Source organism: Bacillus sp. NMCC4, assembly GCF_002998555.1.
In the GTDB taxonomy this organism is placed as follows: Bacteria; Bacillota; Bacilli; order Bacillales; family Bacillaceae; genus Bacillus.
Genome location: NZ_PVRA01000004.1, coordinates 154,849 through 177,209 on the forward strand (window position 1 = coordinate 154,849; position 22,361 = coordinate 177,209).

The 22,361-nt window shown below is 42.2% G+C and carries 24 protein-coding genes, 1 tRNA gene and 1 riboswitch; of the genes, 22 read left to right on the forward strand and 3 right to left on the reverse strand.

Features of this window, described 5'->3' with window-relative positions; all coding sequences use genetic code 11:
- Nucleotides 1-17 precede the first annotated feature (17 nt).
- The 4 genes from C6Y02_RS10505 (at nucleotide 18) to C6Y02_RS10520 (ending at nucleotide 5,585) form a co-directional block, all read left to right on the forward strand.
- Nucleotides 18-1,496, forward strand: coding sequence for an alpha-N-arabinofuranosidase (locus tag C6Y02_RS10505; RefSeq protein WP_066030577.1), 1,479 nt, complete (start codon nucleotides 18-20; stop codon nucleotides 1,494-1,496).
- A gap of 245 nt (nucleotides 1,497-1,741) precedes the next feature.
- Entirely contained in the window at nucleotides 1,742-2,056 is a 315-nt protein-coding gene (trxA, locus tag C6Y02_RS10510; RefSeq protein ID WP_007501629.1) for a thioredoxin, read from the forward strand.
- A gap of 139 nt (nucleotides 2,057-2,195) precedes the next feature.
- Complete coding sequence (gene uvrC / locus C6Y02_RS10515; protein ID WP_106031207.1) at nucleotides 2,196-3,968, forward strand: excinuclease ABC subunit UvrC; 1,773 nt, start codon at nucleotides 2,196-2,198, stop codon at nucleotides 3,966-3,968.
- Nucleotides 3,969-4,031: 63 nt separating this feature from the next.
- A riboswitch (Lysine riboswitch) is annotated at nucleotides 4,032-4,209 on the forward strand.
- 140 nt (nucleotides 4,210-4,349) lie between these two features.
- Complete coding sequence (locus C6Y02_RS10520; protein ID WP_106031208.1) at nucleotides 4,350-5,585, forward strand: aspartate kinase; 1,236 nt, start codon at nucleotides 4,350-4,352, stop codon at nucleotides 5,583-5,585.
- A gap of 163 nt (nucleotides 5,586-5,748) precedes the next feature.
- On the opposite strand, the gene C6Y02_RS10525 is transcribed toward C6Y02_RS10520, so the two are convergent.
- A complete protein-coding gene (locus C6Y02_RS10525; RefSeq protein WP_034661763.1) occupies nucleotides 5,749-6,192 on the reverse strand; it encodes a YslB family protein in 444 nt (147 codons plus the stop codon).
- 280 nt (nucleotides 6,193-6,472) lie between these two features.
- Here C6Y02_RS10525 and C6Y02_RS10530 point away from each other — a divergent pair, with 280 nt between their 5' ends.
- The 5 genes from C6Y02_RS10530 (at nucleotide 6,473) to C6Y02_RS10550 (ending at nucleotide 11,026) form a co-directional block, all read left to right on the forward strand.
- Nucleotides 6,473-7,081: a succinate dehydrogenase cytochrome b558 subunit gene (locus C6Y02_RS10530; protein ID WP_047945318.1), complete on the forward strand. Its 609-nt coding sequence runs from the start codon at nucleotides 6,473-6,475 to the stop codon at nucleotides 7,079-7,081.
- A 37-nt stretch (nucleotides 7,082-7,118) separates the two neighbouring features.
- Entirely contained in the window at nucleotides 7,119-8,879 is a 1,761-nt protein-coding gene (gene sdhA, locus C6Y02_RS10535) for a succinate dehydrogenase flavoprotein subunit (RefSeq protein ID WP_012010817.1), read from the forward strand.
- 1 nt (nucleotide 8,880) lies between these two features.
- Nucleotides 8,881-9,645 (forward strand): succinate dehydrogenase iron-sulfur subunit, encoded by a 765-nt coding sequence (sdhB, locus tag C6Y02_RS10540; protein ID WP_060596956.1) that lies wholly within the window; start codon nucleotides 8,881-8,883, stop codon nucleotides 9,643-9,645.
- A 121-nt stretch (nucleotides 9,646-9,766) separates the two neighbouring features.
- Nucleotides 9,767-10,228 carry an acyl-CoA thioesterase gene (locus C6Y02_RS10545; protein WP_034661755.1) on the forward strand — a complete coding sequence of 154 codons (462 nt, stop codon included), beginning with the start codon at nucleotides 9,767-9,769 and terminating at the stop codon, nucleotides 10,226-10,228.
- 78 nt (nucleotides 10,229-10,306) lie between these two features.
- Nucleotides 10,307-11,026, forward strand: coding sequence for a biotin--[acetyl-CoA-carboxylase] ligase (locus C6Y02_RS10550; RefSeq protein ID WP_034661753.1), 720 nt, complete (start codon nucleotides 10,307-10,309; stop codon nucleotides 11,024-11,026).
- A gap of 27 nt (nucleotides 11,027-11,053) precedes the next feature.
- Here the strand turns inward: C6Y02_RS10550 and C6Y02_RS10555 are convergent, their stop codons facing one another.
- Nucleotides 11,054-12,184: a 2-methylaconitate cis-trans isomerase PrpF family protein gene (locus tag C6Y02_RS10555; protein WP_106031209.1), complete on the reverse strand. Its 1,131-nt coding sequence runs from the start codon at nucleotides 12,182-12,184 to the stop codon at nucleotides 11,054-11,056.
- A gap of 136 nt (nucleotides 12,185-12,320) precedes the next feature.
- On the opposite strand from C6Y02_RS10555, the gene C6Y02_RS10560 reads away from it, so the two are divergent.
- From C6Y02_RS10560 to C6Y02_RS10605, 10 genes are all read left to right on the forward strand, one after another.
- Nucleotides 12,321-13,181, forward strand: a complete 861-nt coding sequence (locus C6Y02_RS10560; RefSeq protein ID WP_060596953.1) for a LysR family transcriptional regulator — start codon at nucleotides 12,321-12,323, stop codon at nucleotides 13,179-13,181.
- Between the two features lie 151 nt (nucleotides 13,182-13,332).
- Nucleotides 13,333-14,649, forward strand: coding sequence for a CitMHS family transporter (locus C6Y02_RS10565; protein WP_106031210.1), 1,317 nt, complete (start codon nucleotides 13,333-13,335; stop codon nucleotides 14,647-14,649).
- 205 nt (nucleotides 14,650-14,854) lie between these two features.
- Nucleotides 14,855-15,079 (forward strand): spore germination transcription factor GerE, encoded by a 225-nt coding sequence (gerE, locus tag C6Y02_RS10570; RefSeq protein ID WP_003184172.1) that lies wholly within the window; start codon nucleotides 14,855-14,857, stop codon nucleotides 15,077-15,079.
- A gap of 149 nt (nucleotides 15,080-15,228) precedes the next feature.
- Nucleotides 15,229-15,669, forward strand: a complete 441-nt coding sequence (locus C6Y02_RS10575) for a MarR family winged helix-turn-helix transcriptional regulator (RefSeq protein ID WP_106031211.1) — start codon at nucleotides 15,229-15,231, stop codon at nucleotides 15,667-15,669.
- Nucleotides 15,670-15,676: 7 nt separating this feature from the next.
- Complete coding sequence (gene racE / locus C6Y02_RS10580; protein WP_106031212.1) at nucleotides 15,677-16,495, forward strand: glutamate racemase; 819 nt, start codon at nucleotides 15,677-15,679, stop codon at nucleotides 16,493-16,495.
- A 101-nt stretch (nucleotides 16,496-16,596) separates the two neighbouring features.
- Complete coding sequence (locus tag C6Y02_RS10585) at nucleotides 16,597-17,658, forward strand: GerMN domain-containing protein (RefSeq protein WP_034661739.1); 1,062 nt, start codon at nucleotides 16,597-16,599, stop codon at nucleotides 17,656-17,658.
- 151 nt (nucleotides 17,659-17,809) lie between these two features.
- Nucleotides 17,810-18,538 (forward strand): ribonuclease PH, encoded by a 729-nt coding sequence (gene rph / locus C6Y02_RS10590; protein ID WP_060596912.1) that lies wholly within the window; start codon nucleotides 17,810-17,812, stop codon nucleotides 18,536-18,538.
- Between the two features lie 10 nt (nucleotides 18,539-18,548).
- The gene (locus tag C6Y02_RS10595; RefSeq protein ID WP_095409231.1) at nucleotides 18,549-19,151 is read left to right on the forward strand and encodes an XTP/dITP diphosphatase; all 603 of its coding nucleotides are present in this window, start codon (nucleotides 18,549-18,551) and stop codon (nucleotides 19,149-19,151) included.
- 14 nt (nucleotides 19,152-19,165) lie between these two features.
- Entirely contained in the window at nucleotides 19,166-19,690 is a 525-nt protein-coding gene (locus C6Y02_RS10600; protein ID WP_106031213.1) for a YfcE family phosphodiesterase, read from the forward strand.
- Between the two features lie 120 nt (nucleotides 19,691-19,810).
- Nucleotides 19,811-19,884, forward strand: a tRNA-Arg gene (locus tag C6Y02_RS10605).
- A gap of 201 nt (nucleotides 19,885-20,085) precedes the next feature.
- Here C6Y02_RS10605 and C6Y02_RS10610 read toward each other — a convergent pair.
- Nucleotides 20,086-20,274, reverse strand: coding sequence for a hypothetical protein (locus tag C6Y02_RS10610; RefSeq protein WP_106031214.1), 189 nt, complete (start codon nucleotides 20,272-20,274; stop codon nucleotides 20,086-20,088).
- A gap of 203 nt (nucleotides 20,275-20,477) precedes the next feature.
- Between C6Y02_RS10610 and C6Y02_RS10615 the strand changes: the two genes are divergently transcribed.
- The 3 genes from C6Y02_RS10615 (at nucleotide 20,478) to C6Y02_RS10625 (ending at nucleotide 22,201) form a co-directional block, all read left to right on the forward strand.
- Nucleotides 20,478-20,651, forward strand: a complete 174-nt coding sequence (locus tag C6Y02_RS10615; RefSeq protein ID WP_223251544.1) for a hypothetical protein — start codon at nucleotides 20,478-20,480, stop codon at nucleotides 20,649-20,651.
- Nucleotides 20,652-20,655: 4 nt separating this feature from the next.
- Nucleotides 20,656-20,772, forward strand: a complete 117-nt coding sequence (locus C6Y02_RS10620) for a DUF4241 domain-containing protein (protein ID WP_317615143.1) — start codon at nucleotides 20,656-20,658, stop codon at nucleotides 20,770-20,772.
- A gap of 199 nt (nucleotides 20,773-20,971) precedes the next feature.
- A complete protein-coding gene (locus C6Y02_RS10625) occupies nucleotides 20,972-22,201 on the forward strand; it encodes a Kelch repeat-containing protein (RefSeq protein WP_106031217.1) in 1,230 nt (409 codons plus the stop codon).
- Nucleotides 22,202-22,361 lie beyond the last annotated feature (160 nt).

Sequence of the window (22,361 nt, forward strand, 5' to 3'; positions counted from 1 at the left end):
AAAGGAGCGGTTGACAAGTGAAGGGGACAGTAAAAGTCAATGACGTGATCGGACGTATTTCTAAACACATCTATGGACACTTTCAAGAGCATTTAGGAAGAGGGATTTATGACGGGATTTGGGTAGGAAAAGATTCAGCGATTGATCATATTGAGGGGATTCGTACGGATGTGCTAAAGGCTCTTCAAGCATTACATATTCCGGTGCTTAGGTGGCCAGGCGGCTGCTTCGCAGACGAGTATCATTGGGCAAATGGTGTAGGTGATCTCAGTGAACGAAAACCGATGGTGAACACTCATTGGGGCGGCACGGTTGAATCCAATGCATTTGGTACGCATGAATTTATGAAATTGTGTGAGCTGCTTGAATGTGAGCCTTATATTTGCGGGAATGTGGGAAGCGGGTCTGTTCAAGAATTAGCAGAATGGGTCGAGTATATTACATTTCCAAAGGGAACACCTATGTCTGATTGGCGTATTCAAAATGGAAAACAAGAACCTTGGAAGCTGACCTATGTTGGTGTAGGCAATGAAAGCTGGGGCTGCGGCGGGAATATGACGCCTGAATACTATGCTGATTTATATAAACGTTATCAAACGTATGTGAGAGAGTTTGCGGGTCAGACGATATACAAAATCGCGTGCGGCGCAAATTCAAATGACGTGAATTGGACAAAAGTATTAATGGAGCGGGCCGCACCTTGGATGGATGGACTCAGTTTGCATTACTACACTGTACCCGGTACATGGGAGAAAAAAGGGTCAGCGACTGAATTTGATGAGGATGAATGGTTTATCACGTTGAAAAAAGCCTATGAGATGGAACGGCTTGTCGTGGATCATGGAGAGATCATGGATCGTTATGATCCAGACAAGCGAATCGGGATGATTATTGATGAATGGGGAACATGGTATGACCCAGAGCCAGGGACAAATCCTGGGTTTTTGTATCAGCAGAACACACTAAGAGACGCCCTTGTTTGTGCTCTGCATTTTCATATATTTCATCGTCATTGCCAGCGGATTCATATGGCGAATATTGCCCAGACGGTCAATGTTCTGCAAGCAATGGTGTTAACGGAAGACGAAAAGATGCTCCTAACGCCTACGTATCATGTGTTTCACATGTTTCAAGTGCATCAAGAGGAAGAAGCACTTGAAGTGGAGTTTGTGTCAACGCCTTATGAACGCAGAGGAGAAAAAATACCTCAGGTTAGTGTGTCAGCTTCGCGTTCGTCAGATAAGATGCATATTAGCTTCTGTCACCTGAATCCGCATGAACAAAACGAAGTATCCCTTGCCATTGAAGGTTTGGATGCTCAAACGAAAGTCACGGGCCGCGTGCTGACAGCGGACCGCATGAATGCGCACAACACATTTGACGATCCTCATGCTGTCCAGCCAGCAGAGTTTCAGCAATTTGCTGTAAAACCCGGTGAATTGACCATAGATCTGCCGCCAATGTCGGTGGTGATGATCACGGTCGATCTGGCTTGATCGCATATTTAGATGTTTGATGAGCAGGATGTTGGGGCATCATACATTGTAAATGAAGCGGAAAGGGAGTTATTTATATGCTTAGAACGATTCTCATGATTATCGGTGCAATTGTTGTCATTGGTGCGATTGTACGGTTTGTTTTTTAATTCATTTCATAAAAAATGATTCGTAAGCATTTCATTCGCAAGTCACATTGGTAGATGCTATACTAAAAAGCATAATTTACATTGGAGGAATGAATAATGGCAATCGTAAAAGCGACTGACGCAACATTTTCACAAGAAACTGCAGAAGGTGTTGTTCTTGCGGACTTTTGGGCACCATGGTGCGGACCATGTAAAATGATTGCTCCAGTTCTTGAAGAACTTGATCAAGAAATGGGCGACAAAATGAAAATTGTAAAAATTGATGTAGACGATAACCAAGAAACTGCTGGTAAATACGGCGTGATGAGTATCCCAACACTTCTTGTTTTAAAAGACGGTGAAGTGGTAGAAACATCTGTTGGTTTCAAACCAAAAGAAGCACTTGCTGAACTTGTCAACAAACATCTATAAACCTGTCTATGCCCGAGTGGCATACTCACTGAAGCGGTTCTCGTAAAGACGAGAGCCGCTTTTCTTTCAACATGGTATAAAACAAATGTTCGTGATACACTAGAAGGAGTGAAAGAGGAAAACAAGGACGGATGAAAATATGAACAAACTGATCAAAGAAAAGCTATCGGTCTTGCCAGATCAACCAGGCTGCTACTTAATGAAAGATCGACAAAATACAGTCATTTATGTGGGAAAGGCAAAGGTCTTAAAAAATAGAGTGCGCTCTTATTTCACGGGATCTCATGACGCCAAAACGCAGCGGCTTGTCAGTGAAATTGAGGACTTTGAATACATTGTCACCTCTTCTAATATCGAGGCACTCATTTTAGAGCTAAATTTAATCAAAAAATACGACCCAAAATACAACGTCATGCTTAAGGATGACAAAACGTATCCTTTTATTAAAATTACGAATGAACGGCATCCTAAGCTGATCGTCACCCGCAATGTGAAAAAGGACAAAGGGAAATATTTCGGACCATACCCGAACGTACAAGCAGCCAGAGAAACGAAGAAGCTGCTCGACCGTTTATATCCACTGAGAAAATGTGCAACCCTTCCTGATCGCGTCTGTCTATATTATCATCTTGGACAATGTCTCGCGCCGTGCGTATATGACATTTCTCAAGAAACGAATAAGCAGCTCGTGGACGAAATCACAAGGTTTCTAAACGGAGGGCATCAGCAAATCAAAAAAGAACTAAACGAAAAGATGCAGGAAGCCGCCGAACAATTAGAGTTTGAACGGGCAAAAGAACTGAGAGACCAAATCGCTTACATCGACTCAACGATGGAAAAGCAGAAAATGACGATGAGCGATTTATCAGATCGAGATGTCTTTGCATATGCCTATGACAAGGGCTGGATGTGTGTCCAGGTCTTCTTCATCAGGCAGGGGAAATTGATTGAACGCGATGTCAGCCTATTTCCTATGTATCAAGACCCTGAGGAAGAGTTCCTCACGTTTATGGGGCAATTTTATGCAAAGAACAATCACTTTCTGCCGAAGGAAATTTTGGTGCCAGACAGCGTAGATCAAGAGATGATTGAACAATTGCTCGAGACGAACGTTCATCAGCCGAAAAAAGGAAAGAAAAAGGATTTGCTTTTACTTGCCCATCAAAATGCCAAAATCGCCTTAAAAGAAAAATTTTCGCTCATTGAGCGTGATGAAGAGCGGTCCATTGGTGCGGTGAAGCAGCTTGGGGATGCACTAAATATTTATATGCCGTACCGGATTGAAGCATTTGATAACTCGAATATTCAAGGTGCAGACCCGGTTTCTGCCATGGTCGTCTTTCAGGACGGGAAGCCGTATAAAAAGGAATACCGAAAATACAAAATTAAAACCGTCACAGGGCCAGATGATTATGCATCGATGCGTGAAGTCATTAGAAGGCGATATACCCGCGTGTTAAAGGATGAGCTGCCGCTGCCAGATTTAATTTTAATTGACGGAGGAAAGGGACAGATCAATGCAGCGATAGATGTGCTTGAAAATGAATTGAATCTGTCTGTCCCAGTGGCAGGTCTAGTGAAAGATGAAAAGCACCGGACTTCGAATCTGATGATAGGAGATACACTGGAAATTGTTGCGCTGGAGCGGAATAGCCAGGCCTTCTATTTATTGCAGCGCATTCAAGATGAAGTGCACCGGTTCGCTATTAGCTTTCACAGGCAGCTGCGAGGAAAAAATGCATTTCAATCTATTTTAGACGATGTGCCAGGTATCGGAGAAAAGCGTAAAAAACAGCTTCTTAAACATTTTGGCTCTGTGAAAAAGATGAAAGAAGCCACTATCCAAGACTTTCAGGAGGCTGGCATCCCGAAACAGACGGCCGAACTTTTAATGGAAGCATTAAAAAAATAGATTGTACTTTTTCCAAAAGTCTGTTAAGATTGTGACTAAATTTAATAAATGAACGTGTTGTTTGTTGAAGATAGAGGTGCGAACTTCAAGAGTAAGCCTTCAGAGATCGATGGGATCTAGGAAGAGGGCTGAAAGGGGAGCGTCGCCGAAGTGAATAAAATCCACTCATTTTATTCGCTGGCTGTACATTGAAGAAATGTAGGGCTGTCAAGAATGTATTTCTTGGAGGGCTATCTCATTGTTTGCATCGTTTAATGATGATTTTAAAGCAATGGGAGATCTGTTCTCTCATTGCTTTTTTATTTGCAGTGAGCAGGCAGTCTCCAAAGCCGCTTCTTGCCTCTTCTCTCACACGTGATCTTTTGAAAAAGGGTGGTAGACATGGGACTAATTGTACAAAAATTTGGCGGAACGTCCGTTGGATCAACAGAAAAAATTCGCAATGCCGCAGAGAGAGTCATCGCTGAACGCGAGGCCGGACATGATGTGGTTGTGGTTGTGTCGGCAATGGGCAAATCTACGGATGTTCTAGTAGACCTAGCGAAAGAACTCACAGATCATCCAAGCAAAAGAGAAATGGATATGCTGCTCGCAACTGGAGAGCAAGTGACCATTTCCTTATTAACGATGGCGCTGCAAGCAAAAGGCTATGATGCCATTTCCTTTACAGGCTGGCAGGCTGGTATGAAAACAGAGCAAGTACATGGTAACGCAAGAATCGTGGATATTGATGAATCAAGAATAAAAGAGGAATTAAGTGCGGGAAAAGTCGTTGTTGTAGCTGGCTTCCAAGGAATTGCAGATGACTTACATATCACAACACTTGGACGCGGTGGATCAGATACGACGGCTGTGGCACTTGCTGCCGCATTAAAGGCTGATAAATGTGATATTTACACAGATGTACCAGGAGTGTTTACGACAGATCCGCGTTATGTACCATCCGCGCGGAAACTTGCAGGTATTTCATACGATGAGATGCTCGAACTGGCTAATTTAGGAGCTGGCGTCTTGCATCCGAGAGCTGTTGAATTTGCAAAAAATTATCAAGTCCCACTAGAAGTCCGTTCTAGTATTGAAAATGAATCGGGTACGTTAATTGAGGAGGAATCATCCATGGAACAAAATTTAGTCGTCAGAGGCATTGCATTTGAGGATCAGATTACACGCGTGACGGTGTGCGGTCTTTCAAGCGGTCTCACCACATTGTCGACCATCTTTACGACGCTTGCGAAGCAAAATATCAATGTCGATATCATCATTCAGTCCGTCACAAGCACCAATCAGACGTCCATCTCTTTCTCTGTGAAAACGGATGATTTGTCCAAAACAGTTGAAGTATTAGAAGAGTATAAAGGAGCGCTTGGCTACGAACAGATCGAGACAGAAAGTAAATTAGCCAAAGTATCTATCGTTGGATCTGGTATGGTTTCAAATCCAGGCGTAGCCGCTGAAATGTTCGCTGTGTTAGCGGAAAAAGACATACAAGTGAAAATGGTCAGTACGTCTGAAATCAAAGTCTCAACAGTCGTTGGCCGTGACGATATGGTCAAAGCAGTAGAAGCACTGCATGATGCGTTTGATTTATCAAAGGTGAGTGCAGCTGCTCACTCTTAAAAAGGCAGGGAGGTGTATCTCATGAAAGAGTGCACCTCTTTTTTAATGGAAAGCGCCGCATACCAGAAAGGAAAACGTGCGTAAACCCATTCACTAAGTATGCTATGATAGAAGAAGACTACAAAAAGGCGTGACCTGAAGTCCGCGCCTTTCATAAAGAGTGTTAGCTAGGGTCTCTTAAATCCCATTTAACGGTTAAAATGACTTTATCAGCACGCTTTTTCACTTGTTCATAAGATTCAGCCACGTGCTCGTTGAGAAGCTGGATTTGTTCAGCAATAAAACCTGCTTCCATCTGAAAGCATGGCTCCTTTTGATAGGTGATTCGATTTGATACAAGTGGACCTTCGAGCTCAAACTCAATTTCCTGTTTTTTCGAATGGACCATCGTGAGCGTTCCCCATCCGGCATCATGGAAAAATTCGGGGATCTTCTCCCATGACTCTTGAGGAAATTTACGAGCAAGCAGTTTACCCGCAAAATACATCATAGATGAATGATCCTGACCCAAAATATCAGGCAGCAGAACTTCGCGTATCAGCTCGTAGGCAAATCCATTGACTTCAATTTCTTTTAGCTGTTCTAAGTTAGATTCGAATTTATTCATTGTACGGCTCCCCTCTTTCAACAATTTATTATAGCTTATGTAAGCATATGATGACAGAGTTTTCCCTGAAGTCTAAGAAATTCTTATTGTAGTAAAACGAATTTTGATTTAAAACTTTTAAATTTCGGAAAATTTTAATTTATGTACGCGGTTTCTTGACGCTTTTTTGACATAGGAGTAAAATGAAATTGTCAATAAATTTGAATAAAGTGCTTACAATTGAAAGAAGCGGGGGTAAGACAATTTTCAGCAATTGCACTTTTTACTAGGGGGTAAAGTAATGTCGGGGAACAAAGAATTTTTTTATCGGAGATTGCATTCTTTGCTTGGCGTCATTCCGGTCGGTCTATTTTTAGTACAGCACTTAGTGATTAACCACTTTGCGACGAATGGACCAGAGGCGTTTAACAAAGCTGCACACTTTATGGAACAGCTTCCATTCAGATATGCACTTGAGCTGTTCGTGATTTTCTTACCACTGATCTATCATGCTGTTTATGGGGTGTACATAGCCTTTACGGCACAAAACAACACGTCTCGCTTCAGTTACTTAAGAAACTGGTTGTTCAGACTGCAAAGGATTTCAGGTATCATCACATTAATTTTTGTCACTTGGCACGTATGGGAAACACGAATTCAAGCTCAGCTTGGAGCTGAAGTGAATTATGACATGATGGCGAATATTTTAAGCTCTCCATTTATGCTAGGCTTCTATATTGTCGGCGTTTTATCTACTATTTTCCACTTTGCTAATGGCTTGTGGTCATTTGCTGTCAGCTGGGGAATTACTGTTTCACCACGCTCACAAAGAATCTCCACATATGTGACATTAGGTATATTTATAGCGCTTTCATATGTAGGGCTAAGAGCAATTTTCGCTTTTGTTTAAGAGGAAATAGATTAGTAGAAGAGGGAGAGGGGCTACAATGAGTAATTCTAGCATCATCGTTGTCGGAGGCGGCTTAGCTGGTCTCATGGCAACTATTAAAGCAGCAGAAGCGGGAACAGCTGTTAAACTATTTTCAATCGTACCTGTGAAACGTTCGCATTCTGTCTGTGCACAGGGCGGAATCAACGGAGCGGTCAATACAAAAGGTGAAGGGGATTCACCTTATGAGCATTTTGATGACACGGTGTATGGCGGAGATTTCTTAGCCAACCAGCCGCCAGTAAAGGCAATGTGTGAAGCAGCGCCGTCCATTATCCACTTACTTGATCGGATGGGTGTCATGTTTAACAGAACACCAGAGGGATTACTGGACTTCCGCCGCTTCGGGGGAACACAGCACCACCGTACAGCATTTGCTGGAGCTACAACAGGTCAGCAGCTATTATATGCACTAGATGAGCAGGTTCGCCGCTATGAAGTAGCAGGGCTTGTCACGAAATATGAAGGCTGGGAATTCCTTGGCGCTGTGTTAGATGACGAGGAAGTATGCCGAGGCATTGTCGCGCAGAACTTGACGACAATGGAAATTGAATCCTTCCGTTCAGATGCAGTGATCATGGCAACTGGTGGTCCTGGAATTGTGTTCGGTAAATCAACGAACTCGATGATCAACACTGGATCTGCTGCATCCATCGTCTATCAGCAAGGTGCTCATTACGCAAATGGAGAATTCATTCAAATTCACCCAACAGCGATCCCTGGAGATGACAAGCTTCGTCTCATGAGTGAATCGGCTCGTGGTGAAGGCGGACGTGTTTGGACATATAAAGACGGGAAGCCTTGGTACTTCCTTGAAGAAAAATACCCAGCATACGGGAACCTTGTACCGCGTGATATCGCAACGCGTGAAATCTTCGACGTATGTGTCGAGCAAAAGCTTGGCATCAACGGAGAGAACATGGTATACCTCGATCTTTCTCATAAAGATCCAAAAGAACTTGATATTAAACTTGGCGGCATCATTGAAATCTATGAAAAATTCATGGGTGATGACCCGCGTAAGCTCCCAATGAAAATTTTCCCTGCTGTTCATTATTCAATGGGCGGATTATGGGTTGATTATGATCAAATGACGAATATCAAAGGTCTATTCGCTGCCGGAGAATGTGATTACTCTATGCACGGCGGAAACAGACTTGGTGCAAACTCACTGCTTTCTGCGATTTACGGCGGGATGGTCGCTGGACCAAATGCGGTCAAGTACATTAGCGGCCTTGAAAAATCTGCGGAAGACCTATCTTCTGCAACATTTGACAGCGCTGTGAAGAAAGAGCAGGAGAAATGGGACAACATCCTCAGTATGGACGGAACAGAAAATGCATACGTGCTTCATAAAGAGCTTGGAGAATGGATGACGGATAACGTCACAGTGGTTCGTTACAATGACAAACTCTTAAAAACAGATCAGAAGATCGAAGAATTAATGGAGCGCTACAAGCAGATTAACATCAACGATACAGCTTCATGGAGCAACCAAGGCGCTGCCTTCACACGTCAGCTTGACAACATGCTTCAGTTGGCAAGAGTCATTACGATCGGGGCATACAACCGGAATGAAAGCCGAGGCGCACACTACAAACCGGATTTCCCAGAGAGAAACGATGAAGAATTCCTAAAAACAACGATGGCTACGTTCAAAGGGAAAAATCAAAAGCCTGCATTCCACTATGAGGACGTCGATGTATCGTTAATTGCACCTCGTAAACGAGATTACTCGAAGAAAAAGGTGGAGAAATAAGATGAGTGAAAAAAACACGATTCAATTCATTATCACACGTCAAGATACAGCAGATGGAAAGCCTTATGATGAAGAATTCGAAATCCCTTACCGCCCAAATATGAACGTCATTTCCGCCCTTATGGAAATAAGACGGAACCCGGTCAATAAACAAGGGGAAAAAACAACAGCGATTAACTGGGATATGAACTGTCTTGAAGAGGTGTGCGGAGCTTGTTCCATGGTCATTAATGGAACACCGCGCCAGTCATGTACAGCACTCATCGATCAGTTAGATCAGCCGATTCGTCTTCAGCCGATGAAGACATTCCCGGTTGTGAGAGACTTGCAGGTTGATAGAAGCCGGATGTTCAATTCCTTGAAAAAGGTGAAAGCATGGGTACCGATCGATGGCACATATGATCTCGGTCCTGGACCAAGAATGCCTGAGAAAAAACGTCAATGGGCGTATGAGCTTTCTAAATGTATGACATGTGGTGTCTGCCTTGAAGCTTGTCCAAACGTGAATGATAAGTCTTCCTTTATGGGCCCTGCACCGCTTTCACAAGTCCGTTTATTTAACGCACATCCGACAGGTGCGATGAATAAGTCTGACCGTCTAGAAGAAATTATGGGGGACGGCGGTCTTGCGAACTGCGGGAACTCCCAAAACTGTGTGCAGGCTTGTCCGAAAGGAATCCCGCTGACAACGTCAATTGCAGCACTTAACCGAGATACAACTTTACAAGCATTCCGTAACTTCTTCGGAAGCGATCACGCAGAATAACAACACATTCAGTCCTCTTTGCCAATCATGATGAGTGTTTAAGAGGCTGGATGCAACATATAAACAAACGCCTCTTCCAATACGGGAGAGGCGTTTTGTTTCCAAATAAGGAGATGATCAAGTGAGATTGCCGTCATATATTGAAGAACCATTTGAAGAGTGGAGGGCATCCTTTCGATTTTATGTCGAAACCACCGTTCGTTTTTCAGAAACGGATATGTTTGGCCATATGAACAATGTCACCCCTTTTGTGTATTTCGAAGAGGCACGAATTGCCTTTTTTCAAAAGACGGGAATTGTTGATAAACGGATGAAACGTGTGAGGGAGACCATGACAGTCGTCGCAAACCTGCAATGTGATTACATCAAGCAGGTAGAGATTGGGGAGAGGCTTCGTGTGTATGTCAAGCCGGAAAAGGTCGGATCAAGCTCACTCATCCTTCATTATTTAGGAGAAAATGAGCAGCAGGAACCATGCTTTACAGGCTCAGTCACCATGGTGCAAATTAGTAAAGACACAGGCGCATCTGTCCCGTTTACAGAGGAAGAAAAAGAGACGTTTCAGGCGCAGCGAAATGAGTAACATGCTGGCTCATCAACATGCACACTTCATTTTGTTATAATAAAAGCATCATATCAAGAAGAAACAAGAGGAGAACACATGAAGATTTTTCAATATGACACCATTGATAGTACAAATAATGAAGCGAAAAGGCTCATGCAGCAAGGAGAAAAGCCCTCATTTGCTGTCTATGCACGCCAGCAGACAGCAGGAAGAGGCAGACTCGGCAGGCCGTGGGAAACACCTTTAGGGAATGTGGCGGTCACCATGACAGTCTTACCGCCAGCAGAACTCTCCACCCAGTCAACGATCGCCCCGCTGACAGCACTAGCAATCTATGATGTTCTGAAACCACTCATGAGAGCGGAGGATCAGCTGGCGATCAAATGGCCTAATGATATTCTCATTAATGAAGCAAAGGTATCCGGCACATTAATTGAAGCAGACCGCAGTTCCATTTATATCGGTGTTGGCATCAATGTAGAGACGAAGCCGGAGCATGTCCCGTACAAAACCATTTGCTTATCAGAGCTGACAGAGGTGAAAGCCGATCAGCTAGTGAAAGAACTGGCAGCGGCTTTTGAAAAATACCATTCACGCTGGCAGAATGAAGGGTTTGAAGCACTCACTGCCCTCTATAACAAACGGTTATATCGTCTCAACAAGCCCCTTCGCATTTCGTTAGATCGTGAAAAACAAACATGGGAAGAAGGCATTTGCTGCGGAGTCAACCGCTACGGTCATCTCCAGTTAAAAGATGAGAAAGGGCAGATAAAAGCTCATTCTGCTGGAGATATTGATGCCCCGCTTCAGCATTAAAAAAAGCAGACGATGTTCTCGTCTGCTTTAGGCTTCTCTTTTAATATGAGGCTGCACGATATAGTCTTGTTTTGTAAAGACAACCCCGTCTAGAATTTCTCTTGCGGTTCGAATGACTTTGACTCTGTTTTGAGACATGTCTATTTCTGTTTGCATAATCCCAGCAGGATGCCCAATTCGAAGCGTATCATGTTGACCATGATAAAGCTGTGCAGGAAGCGTTTGTTCCATAAAACAGCTGGCTGATACGCAGACAGAGCCGGTAATGGCAAGTGCTTGGTGCGGTCTTTGCATAGATAGCATACGAACGATGATGTCCATATCGGCTGCTCTTCTCAAGATTCCATTAGTATCTACATAATCAGCAGGCTCGCTAATGAGCGCAAGCTTTGGAACAGCTGGAGACTGTAATGTCGCCATTTCTTTTGGTGCAAAGTGACACATTTCAGCAGCGATAGAACGAATTTCTTCTAAATCATCCAATAATTCGTCTGTAAACTCTTCAGGCAATTCAGTTCCTTTTAATTGAATATCTTTGGCACGAATAAAGGCAATTGGATTTGCAATGTCAACAATCGAGATGGGAATCTCTCCAAACTTTGTTTGAATCGTATCAATTTTGTTTCCAGTCGGAAAGGTTTTACCTGTGACAGCACCTTCAGGATTTTCAAAAGATAAATAAATGGGAGAACCTGTCCCTTTTACTCCTGGAATTTCTGCCTGTCCCTCAAATTTTACTTCTCCATTTTCGACTTCGACCTCTGCTGTAATGACTTTATTTGTGTTGGTATTGAGGATACGTACAGTCGTAATGGGCTCGACCGCTTGAACAAGTCCTTTAATGATGGCATATGGTCCAACAGCTGATGAGATGTTCCCACAGTTTCCTTTAAAGTCGACAAATCTCTCATTAATGCTGACTTGTGCAAATGTATAGTTCACATCCACATCTGGGCGGGTGGCTTTATCGATAATGGCCACTTTGCTTGTTAAAGAATTACCGCCGCCGATTCCATCGACCTGCAACCGGTCAGGGCTGCCCATAATGTCTAGTAGAAATGCCTCGAGCTCATCGTGTTCAAATGGTGCATTGTTTGCTTGAATGAATACCCCTTTACTTGTACCGCCTCGCATGATTGTGATTGGAACTTTTCTCATTACTCTCACCCTCAATTTTTTAATGAACTGTTTATCTAACCAAAATGGTAAAGTATAATAAGAAATAAGTTAAATACATTATTTTGAGAATAATCGATAAAAATATTTTATAATTAGTAAAAAAGGAGGGCATAAAATGGATGAAAAAGATTGGCGGTTTCTAAAGGTGCTTTATGAAGAAAAGAACATCACAAAAGCGGCAGAAAAATTATTTGTCTCTCAGCCTGCCTTAAGCTATCGATTGAAACAGCTTGAAGAGGAGTTTGATATGAAGCTTTTCTTTAAAAGAAAACGAGGAATCGAATTTACGTCAGAGGGCGAGTACTTGGCTAAATACGCAAATGACATGCTCAAACAGCTCCAACAAACGAAAGATGGCATGCTGAATATGCAAAAAAAGGTCAAAGGGACAATTCGGTTAGGGGTCTCAAGTAACTTTGCTCAGTATAAGCTGCCAGAAATTTTAAAAGAATTTTCTAAGCAGTATCCACATGTTCAATTTATGGTAAACACAGGCTGGAGCACGAAAGTCATGGACTTATTAGGCACATCAAGTGTCCATTTAGGGATTTTAAGAGGGGATTACGACTGGAATGGAGAGCGGTTTTTGCTCGATAAAGAGCGGCTTTGTATCATTTCAAAATCAGAAATCCAGCTGAAAGACCTCCCAAAGCTGCCGCTCATTGACTATCATACAGATAGTTCATTAAAACGATTGATTAACAGATGGTGGCAGGAAACGTTCACAATGCCTCCGCTTGTGACGATGGAGACAGACCGTCAGGATACATCAAAAGAGATGGTCAAGCATGGTTTAGGCTATGCCATTGTCCCAGAAATTTGCCTCAGACCAAGTGATGAGCTATTTGTAAAAGGTCTTTCGTATAAAGATGGACAGCCCGTTTTAAGAGATACATGGCTTATGTACCAGCCAGACTCCCTTCATTTATCTGTTGTGAAAGCATTCATTGAGTTTTTAAGAAGTCAGCAAGGTTGATTATAAAAGAATTTTATAGAATATACGAAAAAATCAATATTTTCATTATAAAAAGAGCTATTATATCCTTGAAATAGAAAGCGCTAACATTCATCGCAAGTGCAAAGGGGCGCTTGCTGATCGCGTAAAGAAGAGGATGGAGGGATATAAAGTGCTAGCTATTTTAGGGATCTTGATGGTCTTGACATTTACATTTCTCATTATGACAAAACGTATGCATCCGGTGGTGGCTCTAACCGTTGTACCTATCATATTTGCATTGATCGGTGGTTTTAACCGCGGATTAGGGGACATGATGCTTGATGGACTGAAAACTGTTGCACCATCAGCTGCTTTATTGTTATTTGCGATTTTATTCTTTGGTGTCATGCTGGATGCTGGGCTGTTTGATCCACTGATTAAACTCATTTTACGTATTGTGAAAGGTGATCCTGTCAAAATTGCTTTTGGGGTAGCAATTTTGTCTATGCTTGTTGCTTTAGATGGTGATGGAACAACAACCTATATGATTACCGTATCAGCAATGCTGCCACTTTTCTTAAGAATTGGGATGAACCCATTAATTTTAGGAACGATTTCATTATTGTCTTTAGGAATTATGAGCGGAATGACGCCTTGGGGCGGTCCGGCAACCCGTGCCATCGCGGCGCTTGGATTAGATGCTGGTGAATTTTTTATTCCATTACTTCCAACAATGGTTGGAGGCGGTCTTTTTATTCTTTTTACTGCGTATGTGCTTGGAAAAAAAGAGCGGAAACGAATTGGGGTTGCAGAGATTCAGTACAAAGAAGAGGCCTCGATCTCCCCTGAATTGGCAGCGTCAATCGAAGATGGAGTAGAAGACATGAAAAGACCCAACCTCATTTGGGTTAACTTCTTCTTGACGATTGCGGTGATGGCGACACTAGTCCTAGATATTATACCAATACCTGTACTCTTCTTAATTGGATTTGTCATCGCTCTCATGATCAACTATCCAAAGGTTGAAGATCAGCGCGAGAGAATCTTATCGCATGCAGGAAACGCATTAACGGTCATCACACTTGTATTTGCAGCAGGGATTTTCACAGGGATCTTTTCGGGAACAAAAATGGTTGAGTCCATTGCCAATTTGGTGATTTACATGATTCCGGATTCCTACAGCTCATTTTTCCCGCTGATTGTTGCTTTGACGAGTATGCCATTTACATTTGTTCTTTCTAATGATGCTTATTATTTCGGGGTGCTGCCAATCTTGGCAGAAGCAGGTGCAGCTTACGGAATTGATCCGGTGGAAATTGCGCGCGCTTCTATCATAGGACAGCCTGTTCACCTGCTGAGCCCTCTTGTGGCCTCAACGCTGCTTCTTGTCAGTATGCTGAACAAAGATATTGGCGATTTGCAAAAATACGCACTGCTGTGGACTGTGTTAACAGCCCTTTTTACAACATTGATCGCTTTGTTAACAGGAGCCATTTCTATCTTTTAAATACGTGTATGAAAAGGACGATGTCTCGGATAGGAGACTCGTCCTTTTTTGTGCTGATAAAAGCGCACAAATTGGACGCTCATATGCGGGAATTCTCGATTTTAACGTCACCTACCTCGGGCACCCGGCATATGATATCTCGACTATACAGAATCCCATTCTATAGAGACTAGAGCTCTCACCTTAGCAAGGAGGGTTACAATACTTGAAGGAGAAAGAGTTTCAATCCAAGCCGCTATTAACCAAAAGAGAAAGAGAAGTATTCGAATTGCTCGTCCAAGATAAAACAACTAAAGAAATTGCAAGCGAGCTTTTTATTAGCGAAAAGACTGTTCGAAATCATATTTCGAATGCCATGCAAAAGCTAGGAGTCAAAGGCCGTTCACAGGCCGTCGTCGAGCTTCTGCGTATGGGTGAGCTAGAGCTCTAAAGTCAGCCGGTTTTCCTTCCACACTAGGGAGGAACCGGTTATTTCTATATGGTTTCCATGAGTCTCTTCTTGCATTTTCTCTGAAAAACGAGGAAAATAGGAATGTACGTTTTAATCAAAGTGAGATGCTATAGTGAGGTATCAATGAAATGGAAACGAATGAGTTCGACCATGTAGCAGAGATTGAAAAATCATTGCGCCATATTGCTGCAATTATTAAGCAAAAAGGCAGAGAAATCCTGAATCAATATACGATTACACCTCCTCAATTTGTAGGGCTTCAGTGGCTTTATGAATTCGGAGATATGACAATAGGTGAGCTATCACAAAAGATGTATTTGGCTTGCAGCACAACCACCGACTTAATTGATCGGATGGAGAAAAGTGAACTTGTTGAACGAGTAAAAGATCCTTCTGACCGCCGCGTGGTTCGCATTCATTTATTACCTGAAGGCGAACGGATCATTCAAGAAGTGATTATCAAACGCCAAGAATACGTCAGTGAACTTCTAGGGGCTTTCTCAGAAGAAGAAGCCATCGTTTTCAACCAATCCTTAACGAAACTACAGCAGCAAATGAAAAGAAAATGAGGCGATTTTGTTGGATCAACCAATCGGCGTGATTGATTCCGGCGTCGGCGGTTTAACCGTTGCAAAGGAAATCATGAGACAACTGCCAAAAGAAAAGATCATTTACGTAGGCGATACAAAACGGTGTCCGTATGGCCCGCGGAAAGAAGAAGAGGTTCTTCAATATACTTGGGAAATGGCACACTACTTATTAAGAAATCACCATATTAAAATGCTCGTCATCGCATGCAACACAGCGACGGCGATCGCACTTGATGAAATCAAAGCAACGCTTGATATTCCGGTCATTGGCGTGATTCAGCCCGGCGCCCGTACAGCCATCAAGGTGACAAACAATCAGCAGATTGGTGTCATTGGTACAGCCAATACGATCAAAAGCGAGGCATACAAAGAAGCACTGCTATCCCTAAAAGCAGGACTAGCGGTTCAAAGTCTGGCATGTCCGCTGCTTGTCCCATTTGTGGAAAGCGGTACGTTTTTAGATCAGACAGCAGATGAAGTGGTGAAAGATTCCCTTGAACCAATGAAAGAAACAGGAATTGATACGCTCATTCTTGGCTGCACGCACTATCCGATTTTAAAAGAGTCGATTCAGCGCTTTATGGGCAGTGATGTGAGCATTATTTCATCAGGGGATGAGACAGCTAGAGAAGCCAGTACGATTCTTTCGTATAAAGGGCTGTTAAACACTTCTCAAGAAGCACCTGTTCATACATTTTATACAACAGGGCAGCAGCAAAATTTTCAAAACATCGCTCGTGACTGGTTTGGCTACCTCCCAGGGAAGGTCGAAACCGTATCACTTGAACACGTCTATCAGCAATAACCCGCTTCTTCTTGAGGTGGGTTATTTTTTTATGAAAAGGGTCTAATCCACATGAGGAGCTCGTATACATAGTAGTACAAACTACTAGAGGAGGGTGAAGTATGCTGAAAAAAGGATCTACAGCAGCTGTGACGTGTATCGCGTCAGCCATGCTTTTGTCAGGATGCGGATTGTTTCAAACAGACCAAGCGAAAACAGAGATTGACCCGCCACAAAACGTCACATATGTGAAAGAAAATAAAGAAGATAAACAAACAGCCAAAGAAGGAAAAGAAGAGAAGAAGGCAGATACAGTCATGAGAGAATTATATTTAATTGATAAAAACGGGTATGTCGTCTCTCAATCCATTCCGCTGCCGAAAAACGAAGGAAGTGCCAAACAAACCCTTGAATATCTCGTGGACGGAGGACCGATTTCTAACCTCATGCCAAATGGGTTCCGAGCTGTTTTGCCGGCCGACACGAGCGTATCTGTCGACATTAAAGACGGAACGGCCGTAGTGGATTTTTCAAATGAATTCAAAAACTATAAAAAAGAAGACGAACAGCGCATCCTGCAATCTGTCACTTGGACGTTAACGCAGTTTGATTCTGTCGCCAAAGTCAAATTGAAAATGAATGGACATGAACTAAAAGAAATGCCTGTGAACGGTACACCGATCTCCGATGATTTAAGCAGAGAAGACGGTATAAATATTCAGCACGAGGCTGCCGCTGATATGACATCGACAAAGCCAGTGACGGTTTACTACTTAGCTGAATCTGATGAACAGACGTACTATGTTCCTGTGACCAAAAGAGCGCCAAAAGACGAGGATGATCCGATTACAGCAGCCATTGATGAGCTCGTCTCTGGACCAAGCAAAAAAAGCCATTTGCTCACAGACTTTGATCAAGATGTAAAGCTGAATGATGTCCCGAAAGTAAAAGACGGACATGTGACACTTGATTTCAACGAATCCATTTTTGGCAGTGCAGATGAAAAGAAAAAGGTCATTTCACAAAAAGTTCTTGATAGCATTGTGCTCACATTAACAGAGCTGCCGGACGTCAAAAGCGTATCGGTTAAGGTAAACGGCAAGGCTGAGCTTGTGAACGAAAAAGGAGCAGAGCTGACAAAGCCGGTTTCAAGACCAGAACAAGTGAATACAGGTAGTTTTTAACGGCACACATTGATATAATGGAGAAAAAGAGGCATGCATATTCGCTGCCTCTTTTTTATTCCAAGCGATTAGAACGAGCCTAGGTTGTCAAAGTTAGTAGGAGAACCCCGCTGGCACCCGCGCGGAATGTATATCGTAATGGAGGTAAATCATGAGATTAGATGAAAGACAATATGACGAATTAAGAAAAGTTGAAATAGAGGCAGGCTACATTAAGCATCCAGAAGGCTCTGTCTTAATCTCATCGGGAAATACGAAGGTGATTTGTAACGCATCCATCGAAGACCGCGTACCTCCTTTTTTAAGAGGAGAAGGAAAAGGCTGGATTACAGCAGAATATAGCATGCTTCCAAGAGCAACCGCACAAAGAACGATGAGAGAATCTTCTAAAGGAAAAGTGACAGGACGTACAATGGAGATTCAGCGCTTAATTGGACGAGCACTCCGTGCAGTCGTTGACTTAGAAAAGCTTGGCGAACGCACGATTTGGATTGACTGTGATGTCATTCAAGCAGACGGCGGAACACGCACAGCATCCATTACCGGTGCTTTTGTCGCCATGACACTTGCGATTCAAAAGCTTCGAGCAGAAGGAGTTATCAAAGAAAACCCGATCACTGATTATTTAGCGGCGATATCCGTCGGAATTGATTCTCAGCAGGGTCTTCTGTTAGATTTAAATTATGAAGAAGATTCTTCAGCTGAAGTAGATATGAATGTCATCATGACAGGCGCTGGACGCTTTGTTGAACTTCAAGGGACAGGCGAAGAAGCGACATTCTCAAGAGAACAGCTAAACGGACTGCTTGATTTAGCCGAAAAGGGCATCAAAGAATTAATCGAAAAGCAAAAAGCAGTGACAGGAGAAGTCATCGAATAAAAAGAAGGGTTTGATCAGGATGAAAACAGCCATCATTGCAACGCACAATGCGGGCAAAGCGAAAGAATTCAAAGCCATTCTTGAGCCAAAAGGATTCACGGTCAAAACACTAGCAGACATCGGCTTTACTGAAGAGATTGAAGAAACAGGACAAACCTTCGAAGAAAATGCCATCATCAAAGCAGAGGCGATTCAAGCCAAAGCAGGTGAAATGGTCATTGCAGACGATTCCGGTTTGTCGATTGACTATCTTGGCGGAAAACCTGGCGTATATTCAGCGAGATACGCTGGTGAGCATAAAGACGATGCTGAGAATGTGGAAAAAGTGCTGAGCGAGCTTCAAGGAATTGAAAAAGAAGACCGCACAGCCAGATTCAGATGTGCCCTGGCTGTCAGCATACCGGGCAAAGAAACAAAGACGGTAGAAGGATCAGTAGAAGGCTTCATCGCAGAGGAACCAATCGGCGAAAACGGCTTCGGATATGACCCCATTTTCATCGTCAAAGACAAAGACCAGACGATGGCCGAATTATCACCAGAGGAGAAAAACAAGATCAGCCATCGAGCGGTCGCGCTTCAAAAGCTTTCATCACTGCTAGACGCAAATGAATAAGGGGGAATGAAGCCATGAAGATACTCATCATGAGTGACAGTCATGGACTCACAGACGAACTTCAAACCATTGCCAAACGGCACGCGGATGAAGTCGATATGATGATTCACTGCGGAGATTCAGAACTCGAAACGAACCACCCAGCACTCGAAGGATACAAAGTCGTCAAAGGAAATTGTGACTTTATGGGCGATTTTGAAGAAGAGCTCCTGCTCCCACTTGATGGAGGCGGAAAACTATTTCTCACTCACGGACATCTGCATGGCATCAAACAATCCTTGCTTCAAGTCTACTACCGTGCAGAAGAGCTGGGCGCAGACATTATCTGCTTTGGCCACTCGCACATCCCAGGCAGTGAGCTGCTAAGAGGAAAACTGCTCATTAACCCAGGCAGCGTGCACCTGCCAAGAGTGCGTAAAGAGCGCAGCTATGCTATACTGACACTAGATGGAAGCGAAGCGAACGTACAGTTTTTCACGGACGAAGGTCAGGTCATACAAGATCTCGAAAATACTGTCACATTGGAAGGTATTTCATAAGGGTGCAGCATTTGCCCCTTATGAAAAAACTTTCGAAAAACCGTTGACTTTAAAGAACAATAGTAATATAATAAATCTTGTCGGTGAGGTACTCACCAACAGAACACTACATAACAACATGTCCCAGTAGCTCAGCTGGATAGAGCAACGCCCTTCTAAGGCGTCGGTCGGGAGTTCGAATCTCTCCTGGGACGTATTAATGTAAAAGCTTGAAATCCTTGATATGAAAGGATTTCAGGCTTTTTTTGTTTGTTGAAACTTAAGTTCGGTTTTTTGCTTAAAATTAGTTTTTTGGGAGCGGGTTGAGGGCGGATTTTTAACGGCCATTTATCTTCCAACAGTAATGGATTGAGAGGTTACAATCAGTTAGGAACTATAGCTCCCTAAACGTGGAGTTAATTTTTCTTTTTCCTGTAGTCCTTTATTAAGCTTGAAACAACTAAACCCATAACACCGAAAGCCACAATATAAAATAAAACATTTGTTACAGGTGTATATATTTTCCCTAAGATCATCACAAGGGCAATAATAGCGCTGGGTAAAGTAATTAATAACATTTTGGATGGCTTGATTTGCTGCGTCACTGAATGACCTCCTGGTTGATCCATTATATGTATATTTTAGTTAATTTTAGCATATGGAGGAGATTGTACGAACAACATAAGGTCGGATAGCAATCTACTTTAAGAGCGGAACAAACGAAACTTGTTAATTTTGTGGAAATTATTTCAATTGAATCTTTTGTGTAATAAAATGTATATGATATATACAAAGGGGTGAGGAGGCGGTGAAGCATTTTTTAACGGCAATCGTAGTGGCTATCATTGTTTATGTTGCAGATGATCGGTTGAGCATGTTTCCGTTGATGCTGATTTTAGCGATTGCGATCTATATCGTAAGCAGTATTAGCGAAACATTGATTAAGAAATATTCAAAAGAAATAGTTAATAACATAGCATGACAAGGTGGACATTGCTATGTTTACAACAGGCTTCGGTGACGGGATGTATCCAAGCTTTTGGGGGCTGGATGAAAACGGAGAACCTGCTTGCCTTGTGACGGATTTTCTAATAATGGATTGATGAGAAACCCATGAAATCATGGGTTCTTTGTATATAGACTCAGGCAATGTTTAATAGAATTTATTTTTTTAAGCGGATTTCTTTAGTAATTTTGATGCCTTTTTACTATTAATTTCTCTTAAAAAGATCAATTATTCTATAAAAATTAAAAAACACTCCGATAATGAAGAAGTAAGATAATGAAAAGGGAGGGTTATTTTTGAAAAAATGGGTCGTCATGATGTTGCTAGTAATCCTTTCATTCACGCAGTCAGTTCAAATGGTACATGCGGCTAAGGATGAATGGAATCAATTAGCTGATTTGCCAACAGCAAGAATTGGAGCTGTAGCTAATGCAGTTGATGGGAAAATATATGTAATTGGAGGATTTAATGCTCTTAACGAAACATTAGAGTATAACCCTTCTACTAATCAATGGACGAAGATGAAAGATATACCTAGTGGAAGAGGAGGAGCAGCGTCTGTTGTTGTAGGGTCTAAAATTTATGTTCTAGCAGGCAAACACCAAAATTCATTCAATAAATTTGAAGTATACGATACAAAAAAAGACGAGTGGGAAGTTTTAACTGATATTCCTTTTGAAAGTCCTTCTAAAGGCGCTTATAATGTTCAAGCTGGTGTTATCGGAAATAAAATTTATGTATTAGGTGGCAATGAATTTTTTAGTTATGATCTAACAGAAAACAAATGGAAAAAGGAAGCTTCACCATCTTTTAAAACACAAAGAGCAATTGGTCTAGTTTTGAAAGAGAAGTTCTATATTATTGGAGAAAACAATAATGGTGAAATTTTTGAATTTGATGCTGCTAATGAGAGTTGGTCCGCAAAAAAAGGAGGATTCAAAAAAGTATATCTGACTGGAGTTACTTATAAAGATAATATGATATTACCTACCATTTCACCTAATAGATTATATGTCTATAATGATGAAAAAGAAGAAATGGTCAAAGTAGTTATACCTAACAATGATATTCGTGTTGGTGCTTCATCAGTTATTATAGGGGATATGTTATATGTAATAGGAGGTCGCAAATATAATCAGAACTTGAATTATACAGATGTTGCTGATAGAAACTATAAATCGGTTATTTCTATTTCTTTAAAAGATTTGGAACTTCCAAACAATACAGAAACCCCAGGCGACAAAGACCAAGAACCAACCACACCGCCAAAAGACGATACAACAAATGAAGACGGCGATGCCCTTCTCATCATCACAATGGTCAACGGTTTGCAAAAAGAGTACGATCTCTCCATGAAAGAAGTCAACGCTTTCCTATCCTGGTACAAAAAGCGTGATGCCGGAGAAGGACCAGGGTTTTATGAAATTGATGAGCATGACAACAATAAAGGTCCCTTTGAAAGTAAAAAGGATTATGTGGTGTTCAAAAACATTCTCATGTTCGAAGTCAATAAATATAAGAAGTAATTGAAATCAAAGCCATCTAGGCAAACTAGGTGGCTTTTGCGTTTATTCGACAGCTTTCAGCAATTTTAAGGCAAATTTAAGCTCGAATTTCATTTCAAATACATTAAATCTTTGTTACAATAAGACAGCTTTGCCTAAAGACACGCTTATCGATTCGACA

Bases quoted from the DNA above. Each gene is read 5' to 3' on its own strand.
- trxA (WP_007501629.1), top strand. From the start codon at position 1,742: ATGGCAATCGTAAAAGCGACTGACGCAACATTTTCACAAGAAACTGCA.
- uvrC (WP_106031207.1), top strand. From the start codon at position 2,196: ATGAACAAACTGATCAAAGAAAAGCTATCGGTCTTGCCAGATCAACCA.
- C6Y02_RS10520 (WP_106031208.1), top strand. From the start codon at position 4,350: ATGGGACTAATTGTACAAAAATTTGGCGGAACGTCCGTTGGATCAACA.
- C6Y02_RS10525 (WP_034661763.1), bottom strand. From the start codon at position 6,192: ATGAATAAATTCGAATCTAACTTAGAACAGCTAAAAGAAATTGAAGTC.
- C6Y02_RS10530 (WP_047945318.1), top strand. From the start codon at position 6,473: ATGTCGGGGAACAAAGAATTTTTTTATCGGAGATTGCATTCTTTGCTT.
- sdhA (WP_012010817.1), top strand. From the start codon at position 7,119: ATGAGTAATTCTAGCATCATCGTTGTCGGAGGCGGCTTAGCTGGTCTC.
- sdhB (WP_060596956.1), top strand. From the start codon at position 8,881: ATGAGTGAAAAAAACACGATTCAATTCATTATCACACGTCAAGATACA.
- C6Y02_RS10550 (WP_034661753.1), top strand. From the start codon at position 10,307: ATGAAGATTTTTCAATATGACACCATTGATAGTACAAATAATGAAGCG.
- C6Y02_RS10555 (WP_106031209.1), bottom strand. From the start codon at position 12,184: ATGAGAAAAGTTCCAATCACAATCATGCGAGGCGGTACAAGTAAAGGG.
- C6Y02_RS10560 (WP_060596953.1), top strand. From the start codon at position 12,321: ATGGATGAAAAAGATTGGCGGTTTCTAAAGGTGCTTTATGAAGAAAAG.
- C6Y02_RS10575 (WP_106031211.1), top strand. From the start codon at position 15,229: ATGGAAACGAATGAGTTCGACCATGTAGCAGAGATTGAAAAATCATTG.
- C6Y02_RS10585 (WP_034661739.1), top strand. From the start codon at position 16,597: ATGCTGAAAAAAGGATCTACAGCAGCTGTGACGTGTATCGCGTCAGCC.
- rph (WP_060596912.1), top strand. From the start codon at position 17,810: ATGAGATTAGATGAAAGACAATATGACGAATTAAGAAAAGTTGAAATA.
- C6Y02_RS10600 (WP_106031213.1), top strand. From the start codon at position 19,166: ATGAAGATACTCATCATGAGTGACAGTCATGGACTCACAGACGAACTT.